The organism is Colwellia sp. E150_009, assembly GCF_053543955.1.
The window spans coordinates 1-18233 of record NZ_JBHFOM010000041.1 but is presented as its reverse complement, the minus strand read 5'-3'; the positions used below and the strand labels follow the sequence as shown (position 1 = coordinate 18233).

The window sequence follows — 18233 nt, the reverse complement described above, 5'->3', positions numbered from 1 at the left end:
TATGTCCGACGTTAGTGGCAAAATTTACAATTTTATTTAAGAAAAACACTATTTAGTTGAATTGCCTTGGGTGCTTAGGTAGAATTCGCACCATTATTGCTTGCTATTTTTTCGCATCTCATTCTCATCAAGGGCAGTCTACGTGGAAATTCATATTGAAAAATGTTCTGCTTGGTGCGGTAATTTACGTACAAGCCAAGATTGGCAGCAGTGGTCATTAGGCAATATGGCATATCAGGATGAGGATGACTTACCCAGCCTAAAAGAAATTCCAGCTATGCAGCGTCGTCGTTTGAGCAAATTTGCCAAATTAACAATGCAGTGTGTGCTTGATGTGGTTGCTGATGAAGAAGTGGCTTTGCCGTGTGTGTTTTCATCTAGGCATGGCGATTTACATAAAACCTCAAAGCTCATAGAAGATGTCGCACAGAAAAGTGACTTATCACCAACACATTTTGGCTTGTCTGTTCATAATGCCGTGGCGGGGCTTTATAGTATTTTTTCTAATAATAAACAACCAATGACGGCCATTTCGGCAGGTGAAGATTCTTTATTAATGGCGCTTGTTGATGGCTATGCAAAGTTAGAGAGTCAGCAGTTAGATAAAATTTTAGTGGTTTATACTGATGAAGTAGTACCAGAAAAATATAGTTCTTATGTCTCTGATGCAGAAAAGACTATGTCAGTTGCTTTAATTTTAACGCGACAAAAAAGTGAATATGGTTTGGCATTAAATTTTAAACCTCAAAAAAATCAAATTAACTCAACTATTTTTCAACCGTTAGCTTTTTTATCGTTTATGTATGGTAAAGATAACCAAGTTACGATTGACTCTTTCCGTTATCAGTGGCATTTGAGTAAAACATGATTAACCGCTACTGGCGTATTTTTGCCACAGGGTCTGCATTTTTTTTGTTTGGTTTCGGTGGTGTTATTCTGTCATTACTAGTTTTCCCTATAGTGAGATTAAAGTACCGAGGTAAAGAACAGCAGCGTCGAGCAAGTGCCCGTAAAGTAGTGCATAAAACCTTTAAAATGTTTATTGGGTATATGCAATTGATGGGTATTATGAAATTAGAAATCGACAATGGTGAATTATTGAAAGCAAGTAAAGGTACTATTGTTATTGCCAATCATCCCTCTTTGATTGATGTCGTTGTGTTAATATCTATTATTGAAAATGCAGATTGTGTGGTTAAAGCTGATTTATTTAAAAACCCTTTTTTAAAAGGTGTTGTCAGTAATACCGGCTACATTAACAACGAGGCAGATCCTGATAAGTTTATGAAAGATTGTCAATCAACCTTTGATGACGGAAACAACTTAATTGTTTTTCCTGAAGGAACGAGAACGACTCCTGGAGAGAAAATGAAATTTAAACGTGGTGCTGCTAATATTGCACTTCGTACTAATACCGACGTGACACCTATACTGTTATTTGTCACGCCAACGACGTTAAGTAAAGAGCTTGCTTGGTATCAGATACCAGAAAGTCGTTTTACGTTTAAACTAGTGGTAAAACCTGAAATATCAATTAAAAAATATGTAGCCACAGATGTTGTTTCAAATTCGGTAAGAGCGCTTACCAGAGACTTACTTAAATATTATAATGAGGAACTCAGCCTTTATGAAAGAGTTAATTAACCAAGTAAAACAATTAATTATTGAAACTTTAGAGCTAGAAGATATTGAGCCTGAAGATATTGCCGATGACGAAGCTTTATTTGTTGACGGCTTAGGCCTTGATTCAATCGATGCGTTAGAATTGGGCGTAGCAATTAAAAAAGCGTATAATGTAAAGATTGATGGTGATTCAGCAGACAGTAAAAAGCATTTTTACTCGGTAACATCATTGTGTCAATTTATAGCCGAAAACCGATAACTAGGTATATATTTTAAATGAAAGATAGAAACGATATTTACAAAATGATAAGTGACATTTTGGTAACCATGTTTGAAATAGAAGCAGAAGATATTTCAATGGATGCTCATTTATATGAAGACATGGATCTCGATAGTATCGACGCAGTAGATTTAGTGGTAAAACTGAGAGAAATTACTGGTAAAAAAATTGAACCTGAAGATTTTAAACAGGTGAGAACAGTGAAAGACATTGTTGATGCGGTTGAAAAGCTTACCATTAGTTGATAAATCGTTGATGAACAATTAATTGTGATAAAAAATATAGCACTAGGGCTTGTTTTTCTTTTATACCCATTCATTGTTTATGTTGGGCTTAGTTGGTTTGAACCGTCGATACTTGCGTTAGCTTTAGTGTTTTTAACTTTAATAAGAGTTTATTTTTCTAAAAATAAAACGGTTTCACCGTTACTTAAAATCGTCGCTATTAATGCTATTTTACTGCTTGGTTTTAATGTATTTGCTAATTCAGCTCTTTTACTAAAATTATATCCAGTAGTCATTAGTTTTAGTTTTTTTAGTGTTTTTATTTATTCCATTTTTAAACCACCAACAGTCATAACGCTTGTTGCAAGTGCAAGAGATAAATTAACTGAAAATGCTGTTATTTATACACGAAAAGTCACCTTGGTTTGGTGTTTTTTCTTCATAATTAATGGGTTGATTGCTTTATGGACTGTTTTTCAAAGTGATGAATATTGGACTCTATATAACGGAATTATCTCCTATATTTTAATGGGAATATTATTTGCGTGTGAATGGCTAGTTAGGCGAAACTTCAAAAAACATGACCGATCAAATTACATTACCTAATTCAAATACTTTATTTGTAGAACAAAATATTAGTTATCCTCAATGGTTAAGTTCGGTTAATTATCACAAAGAATGTTTTACTAATAATCAGGCCAAGACATGGCTATTATATTGCGATGATGCTTATCAATTTTCAGTATTATTTTTTGCTTTATTAACGGCGAATAAAAAAATTATTTTGCCACAAAATGGCACCGTTAACCAATTACACTGGTGTATGGAATTAGCAGATGGTTTTGCTGGTGCAGCTGAGCTAATGCCAGCAGTTGATAATATTGTTTCTTACTGTCCCAAAAGCAGATTACCCATAGCATCGCCATTGAGTATTGCCAGTAATACGGAAATTACACTGTTCACATCAGGCTCTACTGGTGATGCGAAAGCCATTAACAAAAATTTTCAGCATTTATTAACAGAAATAATGCAATTAGAAAAATGTTTTGGCGATAAGCTTGGCCATTCAACTGTTGTTTCCACTGTATCTCATCAACATATTTATGGGCTTTTATTCAAACTAATGTGGCCTATTTGGTTTAGTCGCGATGTGATATTGCAGCCTTATGAATACCCTGAACATCTTTGCCATGATTATCATAAATATAACCTAAAAAGCATTACACTAGTTAGCAGTCCAGCACATTATCATCGATTGATAAAAGACAATGTTTACACTAGTATCCATGACCATATTAAGGTGATGTTCTCTTCTGGTGGTCCGCTAAGTGATGAAGCAAGTCAGCAACTTAATGAGCAGTTAGCACAAAGTCCTGTTGAAGTTTATGGTAGTACAGAAACGGGTGGTATAGCATGGCGACAACGCTCTGCTGGGCAAAGCAATCGTTGGCAACCCTTTGGCGATATTGAGCTTTCTTGTCAAGATGTTAGTCAATGCTTAATGTTAAAATCTCCGTATTTCGCTCATGAAGGTTGGTATGTTACTGATGATCAAATTAGCATAGATACCGAGGGATGTTTCAAGTTACTTGGGCGTGTTGATCGTATTGTTAAAATTGAAGAGAAAAGAGTCTCTCTTGACCATGTGCAACAATGTTTAAAAGCCATTGATTTTGTAGAAGATGCTTTTTGTTTAACTCAGTTAAATAAACGAGGCTTACAAATTGTTGCCGCGATTGTTTTAACCGATGAGGCTAAAAAAGAATTATTAAACAGTAGAAATCTTGTGTTTAATCGCCGAATAAAAACATATTTAGTGAATGATTTAGAAGTTATCGCTATACCAAAAAAATTTCGTTATTTACCTGCTTTACCTTATAATTCGTCGGGCAAATTAAATAAGTTAGCGATGGAGAAATTTTTTGAATAGCAAAGTGATGTTTCCAGAAGTAGATTACATAGAGCGCCATGAAGATACATTAACTTTATCGTTAAGTATTTCTGAGGATGTTTATTATTTTGCTGGTCATTTTCCTAATGCACCTATTTTAGCTGGGGTTGTGCAAGTACATTGGGCTTTACATTATCTACATAAACATTTTGCCATGCAAATTAGTGACTATAAAGCTATTGATGCATTAAAATTTCAAGTAATTATCGCGCCTAATAGTCAAGTTAAACTGTGTCTTAAAAAAATTAATGAGCATAAATTTAGTTTTAGTTATAGTTCTGAAAATGGTAGCCACTCGTCTGCCCGGGTTGTTTATCAATAATGAAATGCTGCTTTGTTATTCCGTGTTATAACCATGACCTCGTCATTCGTGATACGGTGCTTGCCTTAACACAGTATTCATTTCCTATTATTATTATTGATGATGGTAGCCAAGCGTCAACAAAAAAAGTATTAGAACAAGTGGCACAAGAATTTGAAAACGTACAGTTAATTCAACATAGTGAAAATGGTGGTAAAGGCGCGGCTATGCAAACAGGCCTAGCTGCTGCTATCGAAAATAATATGACGCATGCTTTGCAGGTTGATGCCGACGGCCAACATGATTTAGCTGATTTACAGGCATTTATTTGTGCAGCAGAACAATACCCTAATGATCTTATCAGCGGTCAACCCGTTTACGATAACTCTATCTCTAAAGGCCGATTTTATGGTCGCTATATTACCCATTTTTGGGTAGCACTAGAAACCTTGTCATTTAAAGTTATCGATACCATGTGTGGTTATCGTGTATATCCGTTAGCTGAATATGCAACACTGATTAGCACCGCAACTTTAGGTAAGCGCATGGATTTTGATATTGAAGTGATGGTAAAACTGATTTGGCAAGGGGTTAACGTGCGTTTTGTAAAAACCAAAGTACACTACCCTGAGTTTGGTTTATCACATTTTCATGCATTTAAAGACAATGTATTAATTACTAAAATGCATACACGTTTATTTTTTGGCATGCTATGGCGTTTACCCAAATTACTATTAAGAAAACTGTCATCAAGTCAATCAATTAAATAATCAAGGTAGATATTATGAGTGAAAAAGAAGATCTACATTGGTCAAAGTTTAAAGAACGCGGTTCAATGCTTGGTATTGAAGTTTTGGTATTTATTCATAAATACTTAGGAAATTGGCTATTTAAAGTGATTTTATTTCCTGTCATGGTTTATTTTTATTTGTCGGGCAGTGTAGCGCGAAAAAGTATCCATCATTATTTAAGTAACCTTAATAAACATCAGCATAATAGGGTACTTACACAAGGACAATTGTTTAGAAAAGGTTTTCGTGTTTTCTATAACTTTGGTTTAGCCATTGTGGATAAGTTTGATGCCTGGTTAGGTAAAGTCAGCATTAATGATATAGATATTGTCAATAAAGATGCTTACCAGTCTTTACTCGATGCTAATGGCGCAGTTATTTTTAGTGCGCATTTGGGTAATATGGAAGTTTGTCGTGCTATTTTTAGCTCAGGTGAACATAAACGAAAACTCAATGTAATCACCTACAATGAACACACACCAACATTTAATAATTTTTTAAAGAAAGTGAATAAAGACGCGGCAATAAATTTTATTCATATTAATAATTTTGGTCCCGCAGACTCCATTCAATTAAAACAAAAAATAGAAGACGGTGAAGCCATTGTTATCTTTGCCGATAGAACGTCTGTGAATAATCCTGATAGTGTTTATCAAGTACCTTTTATGGGGGAAGATGCACCTTTTGCTAAGGGGCCTTTTGCACTTGCTGCTATTATGGAATGTCCTGTATTTTTAATGTTTTGCGTGAAAGAAAAAGGCCGATTTAAAGCCTGTATTGAGGAGTTCGCGCAACCGAAAAAAGTAAAACGTAAAGAACGCAATGACTATTTTACTGGGCTTGCAATAAAGTATGCCCAACGATTAGAATATTATTGTCAAAAATCCCCATATCAATGGTTTAATTTTTTTAATTTTTGGCATAACACCAAAAAATAAAAATCATCCTTATTATAACAGCACATTAGAACAAAAAGTTGAAATAGCTTTGGAGAGCAATCAGTGACCCCCCCTAAAAATAAAAAGATTTTATTTGGAGAAGGTAATTTAACGATTGAAGATATTGTTAATGTCTCAAAATCATCAGAACCTGTTGCTTTATCCAAAGCAGAAGACTTTAGGCAGCGCATAGATTCTGGCGTGAAGTTTTTAGAAAAAATATTAAGTGAAGAAGGACATATTTACGGAGTAACCACAGGTTATGGTGACTCTGTTATGTTTGAAGTGCCTTATGATTTAATTGATGAATTACCTATGCATCTAACGCGTTTTCATGGTTGTGGCTTGGGTGAGTTTTTCACGCCAGAGCAATCTCGCGCTATATTAGCAGCTCGACTTGCGTCATTAACTCGTGGTTATTCAGGGGTCAGTTGGAATTTATTAGACCTGTTAGTTGAATTACTCAATCGTAATATTTTACCTGTTATACCTCAAGAAGGTTCGGTAGGAGCAAGTGGTGATTTAACTCCCTTGTCGTATGTTGCAGGTACACTCATTGGCGAACGTGACACGTATTATAAAGGTGAAGTGGTACTTGCAGCTAAAGCATTTGAGCAAGAGGGATTGTCGCCAATCAAGCTGCGTCCTAAAGAAGGCTTAGCAATCATGAATGGCACAGCTGTCATGACAGCTTTAGCCTGTACTGCTTATAAACGCGCAGAATACGCGACTAAATTAATGGCAAGAATTACTGCGTTATCAAGTTTAGCTTTAAAAGGTAATAGCAATCATTTTGACGATATTTTATTTAGTGTGAAACCTCATCCAGGGCAAAATCAAATTGCCAAATGGATACAAGGTGACTTGAACCATCATGAACACCCAAGAAATTCGCATCGCTTGCAAGACCGATATTCAATTCGTTGTGCGCCACATGTTATTGGGGTTTTAGCTGACAGCCTACCTTGGCTGAGAAGTATGATTGAAAATGAATTAAACAGTGCTAACGATAACCCGATTATTGATGGTATTGGTGAGCACATTCTTCATGGCGGTCATTTTTATGGTGGTCATATTGCCATGGCAATGGATTCAATGAAAAACTGTGTTGCCAATTTAGCTGATTTAGCGGATAGACAAATAGCGACCTTGGTTGATATTAAAATGAATCATGGTTTGCCACCTAATTTAACCGCTTCTCAAGGGGTAAGAAGGCACATTAACCATGGCTTTAAAGCAATCCAAATTGGTTGTTCTGCATGGACAGCAGAAGCATTAAAGTTAACGATGCCAGCCAGTGTTTTTTCGCGCTCAACTGAATGCCATAATCAAGACAAAGTCAGTATGGGTACTATAGCGGCTAGAGATTGTTTAAGAATATTGCAATTAACAGAGCAAGTATTAGCGGCAACGTTATTGGCGGCTGTACAAGGCATCCGTATCAGAATACTCAATGCTGAACTTTGTCGTGATTCATTAACCGCAGAGATTAGAAGCATGATTGATGATGTATCAAGCTTTTTTGACTTGTTAGAGGAAGATCGCCCAACTGACGTTATTTTGCGTCAAACCATTGAATATATTCAAAACCAACGTTGGACACTATATGAGGAAAGTTAAAGGCATTTTAACGGTAGCTCATGAAATAGATATTCAATTTTATGATGTGGATGCCATGCGTGTTGTGTGGCATGGCAACTATGTTAAATATATTGAGGATGCTCGTTGCCAACTATTGCGTAAATTTAATTACGACTATAACGATATGGAAGACTCGGGTTATGTGTGGCCTATCGTTGATATGCGACTTAAATATGTAAAATCAGCACAATTTGGTCATAAAATTCGTGTTGAAGCAACACTAGTCGAGTATGAAACGCGGTTAAAAATATCCTACAGAATATTTAATGCAGAATCGAACCAACTTTTAACAAAGGCTTATACTGTGCAAGTAGCGGTGAATATTGAAAGCAATGAAATGCAATTTGAATCGCCAGCAGTATTGTTGGAAAAATTAGCACCTTTCTTAGCCGATGTAAGCCAAGAATCATGACTGTATTATTGCGTTTTTTATTGTCTGTATTATTCGTTTTCTCAGTACAAGTATGGGCAAATGACAGTAGCGAAATTCGCCATAATGAAAAAAAAACCAGTATCAATAGTCACAAAAATAAGCAAACGGATACCGACGTCAATATATCTGACCCTAATATCCGCTTAGAACGTTTTTTAGCAAGGTTACAAATAAAGCAGGGAGTTGCGAGTTTTACACAACAAAAACATTTAAGTTTTCTTACTAATCCTATTGTGTCAAAAGGCTTATTAAAAATTTATCAAAACAGTATTATTTGGCAGGTTCAATCACCAGTTTTTTCTAAATTAGTAATCATTGAAGATCAAGTGTGGCAATTAACTAATAAAGCATCAACCAATTACCAATTGGTTGTAAGTAATGCCAGTGTAGAAACACTCATTCGTGCTATTTTTACTGGTGATATTAGCCAGTCTCAATGGCATGTTTCAATGGATGAACAACAGTGTTTGCAGTTATCGCCTGAGGATATGATTTTATCACAAGCTATTAAGCATATTAGTGTTTGTATGCCCGACAATCAATCACAACGGTTTGTTACGATCAGAGATGCCCAAGATAATTTGACTGAAATTGAATTGATGATAACCACTGAACAACTTTCAGATGAAGATATTCATGAATTTAACATCAACCCATAAGTTTTACCTTTGGCTATCGCAATGCTTGTTGTTGGCATTGCTTGGGGTATTTATTTTTATTGAAAAACCAATTACTTTTAATGCCAATTTAACCTCACTTTTTTCGGTTGAACATCATAACCAATGGCAAGCTGTTCAAAAAAAAATAGATGCTAATTTAAATACCAGTTTACTTTACCTTGTCGGGCATTCACAACAGCGTGTTGCTATTCAAGCTGCTGACCAATTAGCTTTACAATTAAAGCAAATTGACGGTATTGAAAATGTTTCTGCGCAACTGAAAAACATACCCAATCAGCAAAGCCTTATTGATAGCTACAGTGGCTTTGAACAACAACTCCTTACCCCTACATTCACAGAATATTTAGTACAAAAAAACAAACAAATATTTGATTTACAATTTCAATTATTAAATCAATTAGGGGATCAAATCGTTGGGCAAACTATAGCAAAAGACCCCACGCTAGCTTTGGCGCATTATTTAAATCGTTCACCTTTTCCGTCTAATAAATTGACTATTACCTCAGACGGTTATTTAACGTTGAACTACCAAAGTAACTATTATGTTTTAGTAACAATGAAAACAGCGGAAGGTGCGTTTGACCTAAAAACGACTAAAAGTATTGTTTCACAGCTTGATAATATTAGTGCCCCTGAACTTGCGACAACCTTAACAGATACATCAAAAGTTTTACCTCAAGATCAGGCGATTGATTATATTCGTACTGGCGCCATATTTTATAGCTATGAAGCAAGTGAACAGGCACAACAAGAAATGCAATGGTTAGGTGGCCTGTCTATTTTAGCAACCTTGTTACTTATTTATTTTGCCTACCGTCGTTTTGTTACTTTGTTTTGTACCATTTTTTTAATTGGCATTAGCATTGTTTATGGCTTTTTAGGGTTAAATCTATTTTTTGATGAAGTAAATGTTTTATCCCTTGTTTTTGCTGTTACCTTAATTGGCATTGCGGCTGATTACAGTTTTCACAGCTTGACTGAATTACAACATGTTTCAACTGCTCATTTAAATCCATTAAAAAATATTAATGTATCATTGATATTAAGTTTTCTGACCACAGCATTGGGTTATTTGCTCTTGGTGGTAGTGCCTATTGTTATTTTTAAACAAATTGCCGTGTTTACTATTTTTGGCTTGTTTGGGGCACTTATCACGGTATTACTGGTGTTTCCTTACTTACATCAACGAATTAACTTTGCTAGTAATGTTAGTGGTGAGCAAGACAATAACACTGTTTTTTTCAGGGTAAATAAACAGCATCAAGCAATGCTAAAAAATTGGCGAGGTTATTCATTTTTCATCTTAACCCTATCATTACTTTCACTGGTTATTTTAGGTAAAACTGTTTTTTCCGATGATGCAAAATCTTTTTACCAAGTACCAGCACAATTACTTGAGACCGAAAATAAAGTGAAAAAGATGTTAGGCCAGAAGTTAGATAACCAATACTTACTTCTACAAGCTGAAACACCACAAGCGTTACTTGAAAATGAAGAAAAAGCCCTTGTTATTTTAAACAATTTACAAGCCGAGAATGTATTTGCTAGTTATCAGGCCGTGGCAAACTGGTTACCTTCAATTAAACAGCAGCAACGTAATAATGCCTTGTTAATTAGTTCAAAAAAACAAGGTCAGTTTGACAAGTTAAGTGTAATACTAGGTAATAATGATGTTACGGTGCAGCCTCTTAACCATTATTTATTGCCCAGTCATTGGTTTAATAGTTCTATAGGCAAGCTATTCAAGCATTTATGGCTACAAGATAATAATTATTATTACTCCATGATTAAATTTGCTGGTATTCGTGATGTCAATACGCTTTCTAACGCATTGAGTGTGCTTGAAAATGCAGTTTTTGTTGATAAGCTAGCCGATACTGAGTTGGAACTAGGTACATTTAGATTGGTACTTGCTTATATCTTTGTGGCTGCCTGTTTAGCAGGTTTTGTTATATTTTATTTTCGCTATGGTTTTAAAAAAGCTTGTTTAGGGGTTGTGGTTCCTGCCTGTGCTTTTGCTATCGCGCTGGCGATAAGTGCTCTTTTACAAGGCAATATCACCTTATTTAACCTTGCCGCAGGGCTAGTTATTTTAGCGTTAGGGCTTGATTATTCTATTTTTTACGCGGAACATGGTTTTTCTACATTAATTACTAAAACTACATTAATGTCAGCATTAAGCTCTATTTTTGTATTTGCTATATTAAGTTTTAGCTCAACGCCTGCAATTGCAAGTTTTGGGCAAACCGTATTTTTGGGGATAGTGCTTACTTTTATGTTAGCCCCAATTATGACTAAAATTTCAGGAAAACGAGGTCACAATGCCAGTAAATGAAACGTTTGATGTAGTTGTCATCGGTGCAGGACCTTCGGGTGCCGTTGCTGCTAGTATATTAGTGCAAAAAGGTTGGAAAGTGCTTGTTATTGAAAGAGAAGAGTTTCCCCGTTTTTCTATTGGTGAAAGTTTATTGCCGCAATGCATGCGTTTTATTGAAGAAGCTGACATGCTTGAAGCCGTGCAGTCGCAAGCTGATGAACGAGGGTTTCAATATAAAAATGGTGCGGCCTTTTATCGAAACGGTGAGCATTCCAATTTTGATTTTAGTAAAAAATTTAGCGCAGGGGCAGGCACAACGTTTCAAGTAAAACGAGCTGATTTTGATAAAGTACTTGCCGACCGAGCCGAAGAAATAGGCGCTGATATTCGCTATAAGCATGAAGTTACTGCCGTTGACTTTAATGATGAAACAGCTGTAGTTTCGGTAAAAAATGAAGAAGGTACGAGCAAGTTTTCAGCAAAATTTTTGCTTGATGCCAGTGGTTACGGTCGCGTTCTGCCAAGATTATTATCGTTAGAATTACCTAGTACGTTGTCTGACAGGCGTGCTGTATTTTGTCATCTAGAAGATGGCATAAGCGACGAAAGCTATGACCGAGATAAAATATTAATTACGGTACACCCTGAAATGAACGATATTTGGTATTGGTTAATTCCCTTTTCAGATGGCACGGTAAGTTTTGGTGTTGTGGGCGATGTAAAATATTTTGACCAGTCTCAATCCAATGAAGCAGTATTTGATTATTTTTTAGCGCAAGAACCTTATTTAGCAGAATTGCTTCAAAAATCAAAAAAAACTACGCCAGTAAGCGCGTTGCAAGGTTATTCTTCTGATGTCACTCGGTTATACGGTGAGCGATTTGCTTTGCTCGGTAATGCGGGAGAGTTTTTAGATCCTGTCTTTTCATCAGGGGTCACTATTGCCATGTATTCAGCATCACTAGCTGCAAACTTATTAAATAAACAACTGTCTGGTGAAAAGGTGTCTTGGCAGGCTCAATATGCTGATAATTTAAAAGCAGGCGTTGAGGTTTTTAAACATTTTGTTATGTCTTGGTATGATGCTGAATTACAAAATGTGATTTTTTTCCAAAAAGAAGACAATGATGTAAAAGCCATGATTTGTTCTATTTTGGCAGGTTATGCATGGGATCAAGAAAATCCGTATGTTAACAAAACAGAGCGTAGACTCGCGGCGTTAGTTGATATTTGCCAAGAAAGTGACGAAAACGAGTGATTGCTTTGTTGACTGTTTTCCGTTGGGCGGTATTAATAATCACGTTCGCTAGTGTGCTTTCTTGTTCTTCAAGTTATAACAATAAACATAGCAATATGTTTTATCAGCTACAGGCATTGCCAGCATCATTACAAAATAAAGTTTTTTTAGAAACCTTAACGTTTCAACAAGACGAACAACGCTCGTTATTAACGCAAATAGAAACGGGTGAGCAAACCTTAAATTTAGGTGCCATGACTTTTAGTGGTTTACCTATTATTCAAGCAAAATGGCATAGCAGCGAGGGACTTTTAGGTTTTTCAAGTATGACATTCGATAAGAGCATGGTAATGCGTATAATACGAGATATTCAATTAGTTAAATGGCCTGAAGATAATATTAGAGCGGGGCTTTTACCCAACTTTGAACTATTTACAAGTAAAAGTAGCATGACTGAGCAGGTAAGAGAAATACGACATTCAGAGCAAATTATTGTTAAAATTACCTATGTAGAAAACAAAATAATTTTAATAAATGCCATTGAGCATTATCAATTAACGATCGAGCAAGTTAATGAATAAAACAAACACTCTTGATATTTTCTTAAGTGACTTTGCCTTAGTCAATCCACTTGGCAGTAACTTAAGTGATATTAAAAATAATATGTTGCTAGGTAAGCGAGACGGATTAGTACAAAATGAATCCTTCCCAAATGAGGGGAGTTTATTTGTAGGCGCAGTAACGACAGCATTACCTGAACTTCAAGATAAAGCTAAGCACTTCAATACGCGTAATAATCAATTAGCTAAGCTTGCGTTACAGTCACTTCAGGCAGAAGTGGATGATCTAAAGTCAACCACCAGCACTGATAGAATTGGTGTTATTGTTGGTACGAGTACTTCTGGTATTTATGAAGGTGAAAATGCGGTTAAAGTTGAATTAGCAACAAAACATTTTCCTGATGATTACGATTACCGTAAGCAAGAAATGTTCAATTTAGCTGAATTTATTGCCGACGATTTAGGGCTGAAAGGCCCTGCTTTTACTATTTCAACCGCGTGTTCGTCTAGTGCAAAAGCATTTGTAACGGCAAAAGAACTTATTCATGCGGGTGTTATTGATGCTGCTGTTGTAGGTGGAGTTGATGCTTTGTGTGGTATGACCGTAAATGGTTTTTCTGCACTTGACTCAACATCAAGCGGCTTATGCCAGCCGTCCAGCGTAAATCGAGATGGTATTAACCTAGGCGAGGCCGCTGCGTTGTGTGTTTTGCGTAAAGATAAAGGTCAAATAAAGCTTTTAGGTTGTGGCGAATCAAGTGATGCTCATCATATGTCAGCACCACACCCAGAAGGTGAGGGGGCGGTTACTGCAATGAACCAAGCCATAGACAGTGCGGGTATTTTACCTAGCGATGTTGACTATATTAATTTACATGGCACGGCAACCCAAAAAAATGATGCCATGGAAGCAATGGCTGTCAATGCGCTTTTTGGCAGCGATACGCCTTGTAGCTCAGTAAAAGGGATGATTGGCCATACGTTAGGTGCTGCTGGAGCTACTGAAATTGGCTTGTGTTGGTTAATGATGCAAGATAATAATCAATACTTTATTCCTCACTGTTGGGATAACGATAAAGATCCTTCTTTAGCAGAAATAGCATTGACACAGATAGGCCAACAAAGTAAAAAGCCGTTTAAATATTGTCTATCAAACTCATTTGCCTTTGGCGGCAATAATGTCAGCATTCTTATTGGGGCTTAAAATGTCAGAGTTTTCTACAACTGATATAAAAAAAACAGAAATACCAAAATTTACAATTGAACAAGTATTACCGCATGATCATCCCATGATATTACTTGATTCATTGATTAGTTTTGATGACGACAGCGCAACCTGCAGTCATTTAATAACTGAGCAAAGCTTACTTTTTGATACCACGCTTCAAGGTGTACCTAGCTATGTTGGCATAGAGTATATGGCACAAAGCATTGCGGCTTATGCTAACGCAAATGAATTAATAAATAACCGACCCGTTGAGATTGGTTTTTTAGTGAGTACACGAAAATATAAATGTGATTATGCTGTTTTTAAGTTGGGCATGGTCTTACAAATAACGGTGAAACTGTTATATAAAGATGAATCAGGGTTAAGTGCCTTTGATTGTGCTATATTCATTGACAATAAAGAGATCGCTTCGGCACGGGTTAATGTATTTCAACCCGAAAATCCGACAGAATTTTTAGCTGAACAGTTATAAATAGTTTATGTTCGAAGAGATAAAGTTTAATTTCCTAAGGGGCTTTTTGTAAGAATGAGACGTGTTGTTGTAACAGGAATGTCGGCTATAACGGCATTAGGACATAATTGGCAAGATTTCGAACATAATTTGCGAAAAAAGCAAAATGTTGTTCAAGTTGATGAAACCCTAAAAGGTATCGACGGATTAAATACGCATTTGTCGGCACCTATTTTAGATTTTACTAAGCCTGCTCATTATAGTCGTAAACAAGTTCGTTCAATGGGGCGTGTTGCTTTAATGGCAACAAGAGCCACCGAAGTTGCTCTTGAAGACGCTAAGCTGTTGTCGGGCGATTATTTTAAATCAGGCCGAATGGGGGTAGCTTACGGTTCATCTACGGGGTCAACAGACCCTATTATGGCTTTTGGAGACTTGTTAAAGTCAGGTAACATGCAGGGTGTTACCGCAACTAGCTATATTAGAATGATGAGCCATACCACGGCCGTTAATATTGGTGTTTTTTTTGGTATCTCTGGCCGTGTTTATACCACAAGTTCAGCGTGTACTTCTGGTTCTCAAGCGATAGGTTATGCTTACGAAGCCATAAAATTTGGTAAACAAGATATTATGATTGCTGGCGGAGGAGAGGAGTTTTGCCCAAGTGAAGTTGCAGTTTTTGATACCCTCTATGCTACTTCAACAAAAAACTCACAGCCAAAACAAACCCCTCGTCCTTTTGATAAAGATCGAGACGGTTTAGTTATTGGAGAAGGCGCAGGAACACTGATTCTTGAAGAATATGAACATGCGGTTGCCAGAGGTGCTCATATTTACGCTGAAATAGTGGGGTATGGCACAAATTCTGATGGTGTACATGTAACGCAACCCACCAAGGAAACAATGGCGAAAGCAATTACCGAAGCCATGAATGATGCTAACGTAAGTGCTGAAGATATTGGTTACGTTAATGCCCATGGTACTGCAACCGACAGAGGTGATATTGCTGAAACTCATGCGACGGCAATGGCTATTTCAACCCATACTCCTATTAGCTCGTTAAAAAGCTATTTAGGTCATACTTTAGGTGCTTGTGGTGCTATTGAATCTTGGGCTTGTATTTCCATGATGAACAACGGTTGGTTTTCACCCACGATTAATTTAGATAATGTTGATCCCGAATGTGCTGAGCTTGATTATATTACGGGTGATGGCCGCATGATTGATGCGCAATATGTTATGAGTAACAACTTTGCTTTCGGTGGCATAAATACCTCACTAATATTCAAACGAATGGATTAAGTCATTGAAAAATGTTTTAGCACAAGCCCATGTACCTGAATCTAGCTTTGGTAAGTGGTTCTTACGTAGTGATACTTGGACCAATTACGTGCTTGAAGTTGCCATGGATGATTTAACAAGGTTGCTGAATAACGATACTGCAACCTATAACGTTATTGCTGATGTAGGCGTAGGTTATGGGCGTTCACTTAAAAAGTTAAATGAGCGATTCAGCCCAAATAAACTTATTGCCATCGATATTGACCCTGAAATGATTGAGGCAACCAAAAAAGAAGTTGAAATAGCGCAATTAAAGAATGTTGACTATGTTTGCTGTTCAAGTTCTATGATTGATTTGGAAGATAACTCGGTTGATATGTTGTTATGTCATCAAACATTTCATCATTTAATTTATCAAGAACAAGCTATAAGCGAATTTTATCGTATATTAAAACCCGGTGGCGTTTTATTGTTTGCTGAATCAACAAAACGTTATATTCACTCATTTATCATTAAGTTATTGTTTCGTCATCCAATGAAAGTACAAAAAACAGCAAGTGAATATTTAGCTTTAGTGCGTGACGCTGGTTTTTATGTGCCTGATGATAAAATATCTTATCCCTTTTTATGGTGGAGTAGAGAAGATCTTGCCATAAAAGAAAACTGGTTTGGCATAGCACCACCAAAGGATAGAGAAGAAACGCTGATAAACCTTATTGCACAAAAACCCTCAGTTTAATTTGAGAACTGCAAGTGTAGTACTGCACTTGCAGCCTTGTACTACAAGCCAACCTCAATAGTGCCATGCCAATCAAATACCGTATTGTTTAAGTGTACTTGTGTTAATGATGCATTGAGGGTTGTAGGTAGGTTACTAATAACTAAAGCGTTGTTAGCATAGAGTTCTACACCATTAAACTCTAATTGGCTGTTTTCAATATACGCGATGGTGAGTGCGGTTAAACTTCCACCCCAAATTTCAACATCACTGTTATGCAAAATCATGGCGTAATTGTTGTTGTTATTAATTTTTACATGATTAAAGCTCACTGCAGAATGGTTGAGTACTATTTTTTCAGCATGTAAATGCGTAATTTGTTTTTGTTTGCAGTTATTGATAGTAACTGACGTAAACTGTGTATTATTTAGTAATGAAATAGCATCATTTCTATCACAATCGATCGTTATATCTTTGTTTGATATTGCTATTTTAGGTGCTGGAATAGGTTGATTAGTGTTTATAAAGTTATCAATTTTATTAACAATGTCATTAGGATATTGTTTTTGAGGTGAGTGACCCGCCTCTGGAAAAATGAATACCGAATGTGTATTGAGTAAGTAACTTAACATGGTAGAAACTTGCACTGGCATTACCTGATCTTTTCCTCCCCAAATAATGAAGGTAGGAGGTGATTTTTGTCGAATAAGCGCAGACAATTCTTCATTCATCACGGCAAGTGCTGAAATGGCATTAATATTATCATCAAGTATTAACGACCTGCCTGTTGAGCTGAGTAATACTCCTGTTGGGTCTGGTAAAAATTGATTTAGCGCATTCACTACGCTTTTTACGGTTGATGAATATTGTTTGGCAAGAGGTAGTTGATTGCCAACGTAATTCGCTGCAACATGCTCGCTATATGAAAACTTATTCAAAAAACCTGCGGCATCTATCAATATTAATTTTTTAGCTAAAGTAGGTGCTTGCAGGGCTATTTGTACGGAAACATTCCCCCCCATAGAATGCCCAACAATATAGTTTGTGCTATTAACGAGGGTTGGTAAAAGATCAATTAACAGTGTTGCATATTTTTGTGGTGAGAAAATGTTTTCTTGACTTTGAGAAAGACCAAAACCAGGGAGATCAAGCAAGAGCAAATCATAATTTTTAGCTAAGCTAGAGACAATTTCTTTAAAATCTTCTGCTGAACCGCCTACCCCATGAATCAAGGTGATAGAGGCTTTAGCGGGATGTTTAGAGGTTTGGTAAAAAGTTACTGAGGTATTATATTTTTCAGAAAACACAACATGCTCATTAAGCCCAAAGTCTTTATACCAATCATTAGCCATTGCAGGCGCGCTAACACACTGAAAAAGTAAAAAGAAAAGCGGTAAGAATTTTCTGTTAAAACAGCGCGTATTTTGATTTGATTGTACTGAAATAATAAATACCTCCTTATCTGTAGTAGCTCAGACCTGATCTGACAGTTACCCGATTTTTAGGGTGCCTTGTCAGCTTAGATTTGAGCTAAATTCTTTTCGGCCCAAATCGATTTCCCATCAAGTAATGTTTCTAG

General features: G+C 36.3%; 20 protein-coding genes. 19 read left to right on the top strand and 1 reads right to left on the bottom strand.

All coding sequences use genetic code 11. The features are described 5' to 3' along the window. Positions 1-142: 142 nt before the first annotated feature. The 19 genes from ACE1OF_RS15555 (at position 143) to ACE1OF_RS15465 (ending at position 16675) form a co-directional block, all read left to right on the top strand. Complete coding sequence (locus tag ACE1OF_RS15555; RefSeq protein ID WP_448895566.1) at positions 143-868, top strand: beta-ketoacyl synthase chain length factor; 726 nt, start codon at positions 143-145, stop codon at positions 866-868. Beyond that, a complete protein-coding gene (locus tag ACE1OF_RS15550; protein ID WP_448895565.1) occupies positions 865-1644 on the top strand; it encodes a lysophospholipid acyltransferase family protein in 780 nt (259 codons plus the stop codon). Before ACE1OF_RS15555 ends, ACE1OF_RS15550 begins: the two co-directional genes overlap by 4 nt. Next, positions 1628-1882: a phosphopantetheine-binding protein gene (locus tag ACE1OF_RS15545; protein WP_242283457.1), complete on the top strand. Its 255-nt coding sequence runs from the start codon at positions 1628-1630 to the stop codon at positions 1880-1882. Before ACE1OF_RS15550 ends, ACE1OF_RS15545 begins: the two co-directional genes overlap by 17 nt. Positions 1883-1899: 17 nt before the next feature. After that, positions 1900-2148, top strand: coding sequence for an acyl carrier protein (locus tag ACE1OF_RS15540; RefSeq protein WP_448895564.1), 249 nt, complete (start codon positions 1900-1902; stop codon positions 2146-2148). A gap of 24 nt (positions 2149-2172) precedes the next feature. Continuing rightward, positions 2173-2733 carry a hypothetical protein gene (locus tag ACE1OF_RS15535; RefSeq protein ID WP_448895563.1) on the top strand — a complete coding sequence of 187 codons (561 nt, stop codon included), beginning with the start codon at positions 2173-2175 and terminating at the stop codon, positions 2731-2733. Continuing rightward, positions 2708-4057: an AMP-binding protein gene (locus ACE1OF_RS15530; protein WP_448895562.1), complete on the top strand. Its 1350-nt coding sequence runs from the start codon at positions 2708-2710 to the stop codon at positions 4055-4057. Before ACE1OF_RS15535 ends, ACE1OF_RS15530 begins: the two co-directional genes overlap by 26 nt. Next, positions 4050-4400, top strand: a complete 351-nt coding sequence (locus ACE1OF_RS15525; RefSeq protein WP_448895561.1) for an ApeI family dehydratase — start codon at positions 4050-4052, stop codon at positions 4398-4400. Before ACE1OF_RS15530 ends, ACE1OF_RS15525 begins: the two co-directional genes overlap by 8 nt. Further along, the gene (locus ACE1OF_RS15520; RefSeq protein ID WP_448895560.1) at positions 4400-5149 is read left to right on the top strand and encodes a glycosyltransferase family 2 protein; all 750 of its coding nucleotides are present in this window, start codon (positions 4400-4402) and stop codon (positions 5147-5149) included. The genes ACE1OF_RS15525 and ACE1OF_RS15520 overlap by 1 nt, the downstream gene beginning before the upstream one ends. 14 nt (positions 5150-5163) lie before the next feature. Next, complete coding sequence (locus ACE1OF_RS15515) at positions 5164-6108, top strand: LpxL/LpxP family acyltransferase (RefSeq protein WP_448895559.1); 945 nt, start codon at positions 5164-5166, stop codon at positions 6106-6108. A 63-nt stretch (positions 6109-6171) separates the two neighbouring features. After that, a complete protein-coding gene (locus ACE1OF_RS15510) occupies positions 6172-7728 on the top strand; it encodes an HAL/PAL/TAL family ammonia-lyase (protein WP_448895558.1) in 1557 nt (518 codons plus the stop codon). Next, on the top strand, positions 7715-8161 hold the full coding sequence (locus ACE1OF_RS15505; RefSeq protein WP_448895557.1) for an acyl-CoA thioesterase: 447 nt from the start codon (positions 7715-7717) through the stop codon (positions 8159-8161). Before ACE1OF_RS15510 ends, ACE1OF_RS15505 begins: the two co-directional genes overlap by 14 nt. After that, positions 8158-8841: an outer-membrane lipoprotein carrier protein LolA gene (locus tag ACE1OF_RS15500; RefSeq protein ID WP_448895556.1), complete on the top strand. Its 684-nt coding sequence runs from the start codon at positions 8158-8160 to the stop codon at positions 8839-8841. The genes ACE1OF_RS15505 and ACE1OF_RS15500 overlap by 4 nt, the downstream gene beginning before the upstream one ends. Continuing rightward, on the top strand, positions 8819-11197 hold the full coding sequence (locus ACE1OF_RS15495; protein ID WP_448895555.1) for an MMPL family transporter: 2379 nt from the start codon (positions 8819-8821) through the stop codon (positions 11195-11197). The genes ACE1OF_RS15500 and ACE1OF_RS15495 overlap by 23 nt, the downstream gene beginning before the upstream one ends. Next, complete coding sequence (locus ACE1OF_RS15490; RefSeq protein ID WP_448895554.1) at positions 11184-12437, top strand: NAD(P)/FAD-dependent oxidoreductase; 1254 nt, start codon at positions 11184-11186, stop codon at positions 12435-12437. Before ACE1OF_RS15495 ends, ACE1OF_RS15490 begins: the two co-directional genes overlap by 14 nt. Further along, entirely contained in the window at positions 12434-12997 is a 564-nt protein-coding gene (locus ACE1OF_RS15485) for a DUF3261 domain-containing protein (RefSeq protein ID WP_448895553.1), read from the top strand. Before ACE1OF_RS15490 ends, ACE1OF_RS15485 begins: the two co-directional genes overlap by 4 nt. Then, positions 12990-14180: a beta-ketoacyl-[acyl-carrier-protein] synthase family protein gene (locus ACE1OF_RS15480; protein WP_448895552.1), complete on the top strand. Its 1191-nt coding sequence runs from the start codon at positions 12990-12992 to the stop codon at positions 14178-14180. The genes ACE1OF_RS15485 and ACE1OF_RS15480 overlap by 8 nt, the downstream gene beginning before the upstream one ends. Beyond that, the gene (locus ACE1OF_RS15475; protein ID WP_448895551.1) at positions 14155-14676 is read left to right on the top strand and encodes an ApeP family dehydratase; all 522 of its coding nucleotides are present in this window, start codon (positions 14155-14157) and stop codon (positions 14674-14676) included. Before ACE1OF_RS15480 ends, ACE1OF_RS15475 begins: the two co-directional genes overlap by 26 nt. Before the next feature lie 54 nt (positions 14677-14730). Further along, on the top strand, positions 14731-15957 hold the full coding sequence (locus ACE1OF_RS15470) for a beta-ketoacyl-ACP synthase (protein ID WP_448895550.1): 1227 nt from the start codon (positions 14731-14733) through the stop codon (positions 15955-15957). 4 nt (positions 15958-15961) lie between these two features. Next, positions 15962-16675 (top strand): class I SAM-dependent methyltransferase, encoded by a 714-nt coding sequence (locus ACE1OF_RS15465; protein ID WP_448895549.1) that lies wholly within the window; start codon positions 15962-15964, stop codon positions 16673-16675. A 41-nt stretch (positions 16676-16716) separates the two neighbouring features. Here ACE1OF_RS15465 and ACE1OF_RS15460 read toward each other — a convergent pair whose 3' ends face one another. Next, the gene (locus tag ACE1OF_RS15460) at positions 16717-18006 is read right to left on the bottom strand and encodes an alpha/beta fold hydrolase (protein WP_448895548.1); all 1290 of its coding nucleotides are present in this window, start codon (positions 18004-18006) and stop codon (positions 16717-16719) included. Positions 18007-18233: the final 227 nt, after the last annotated feature.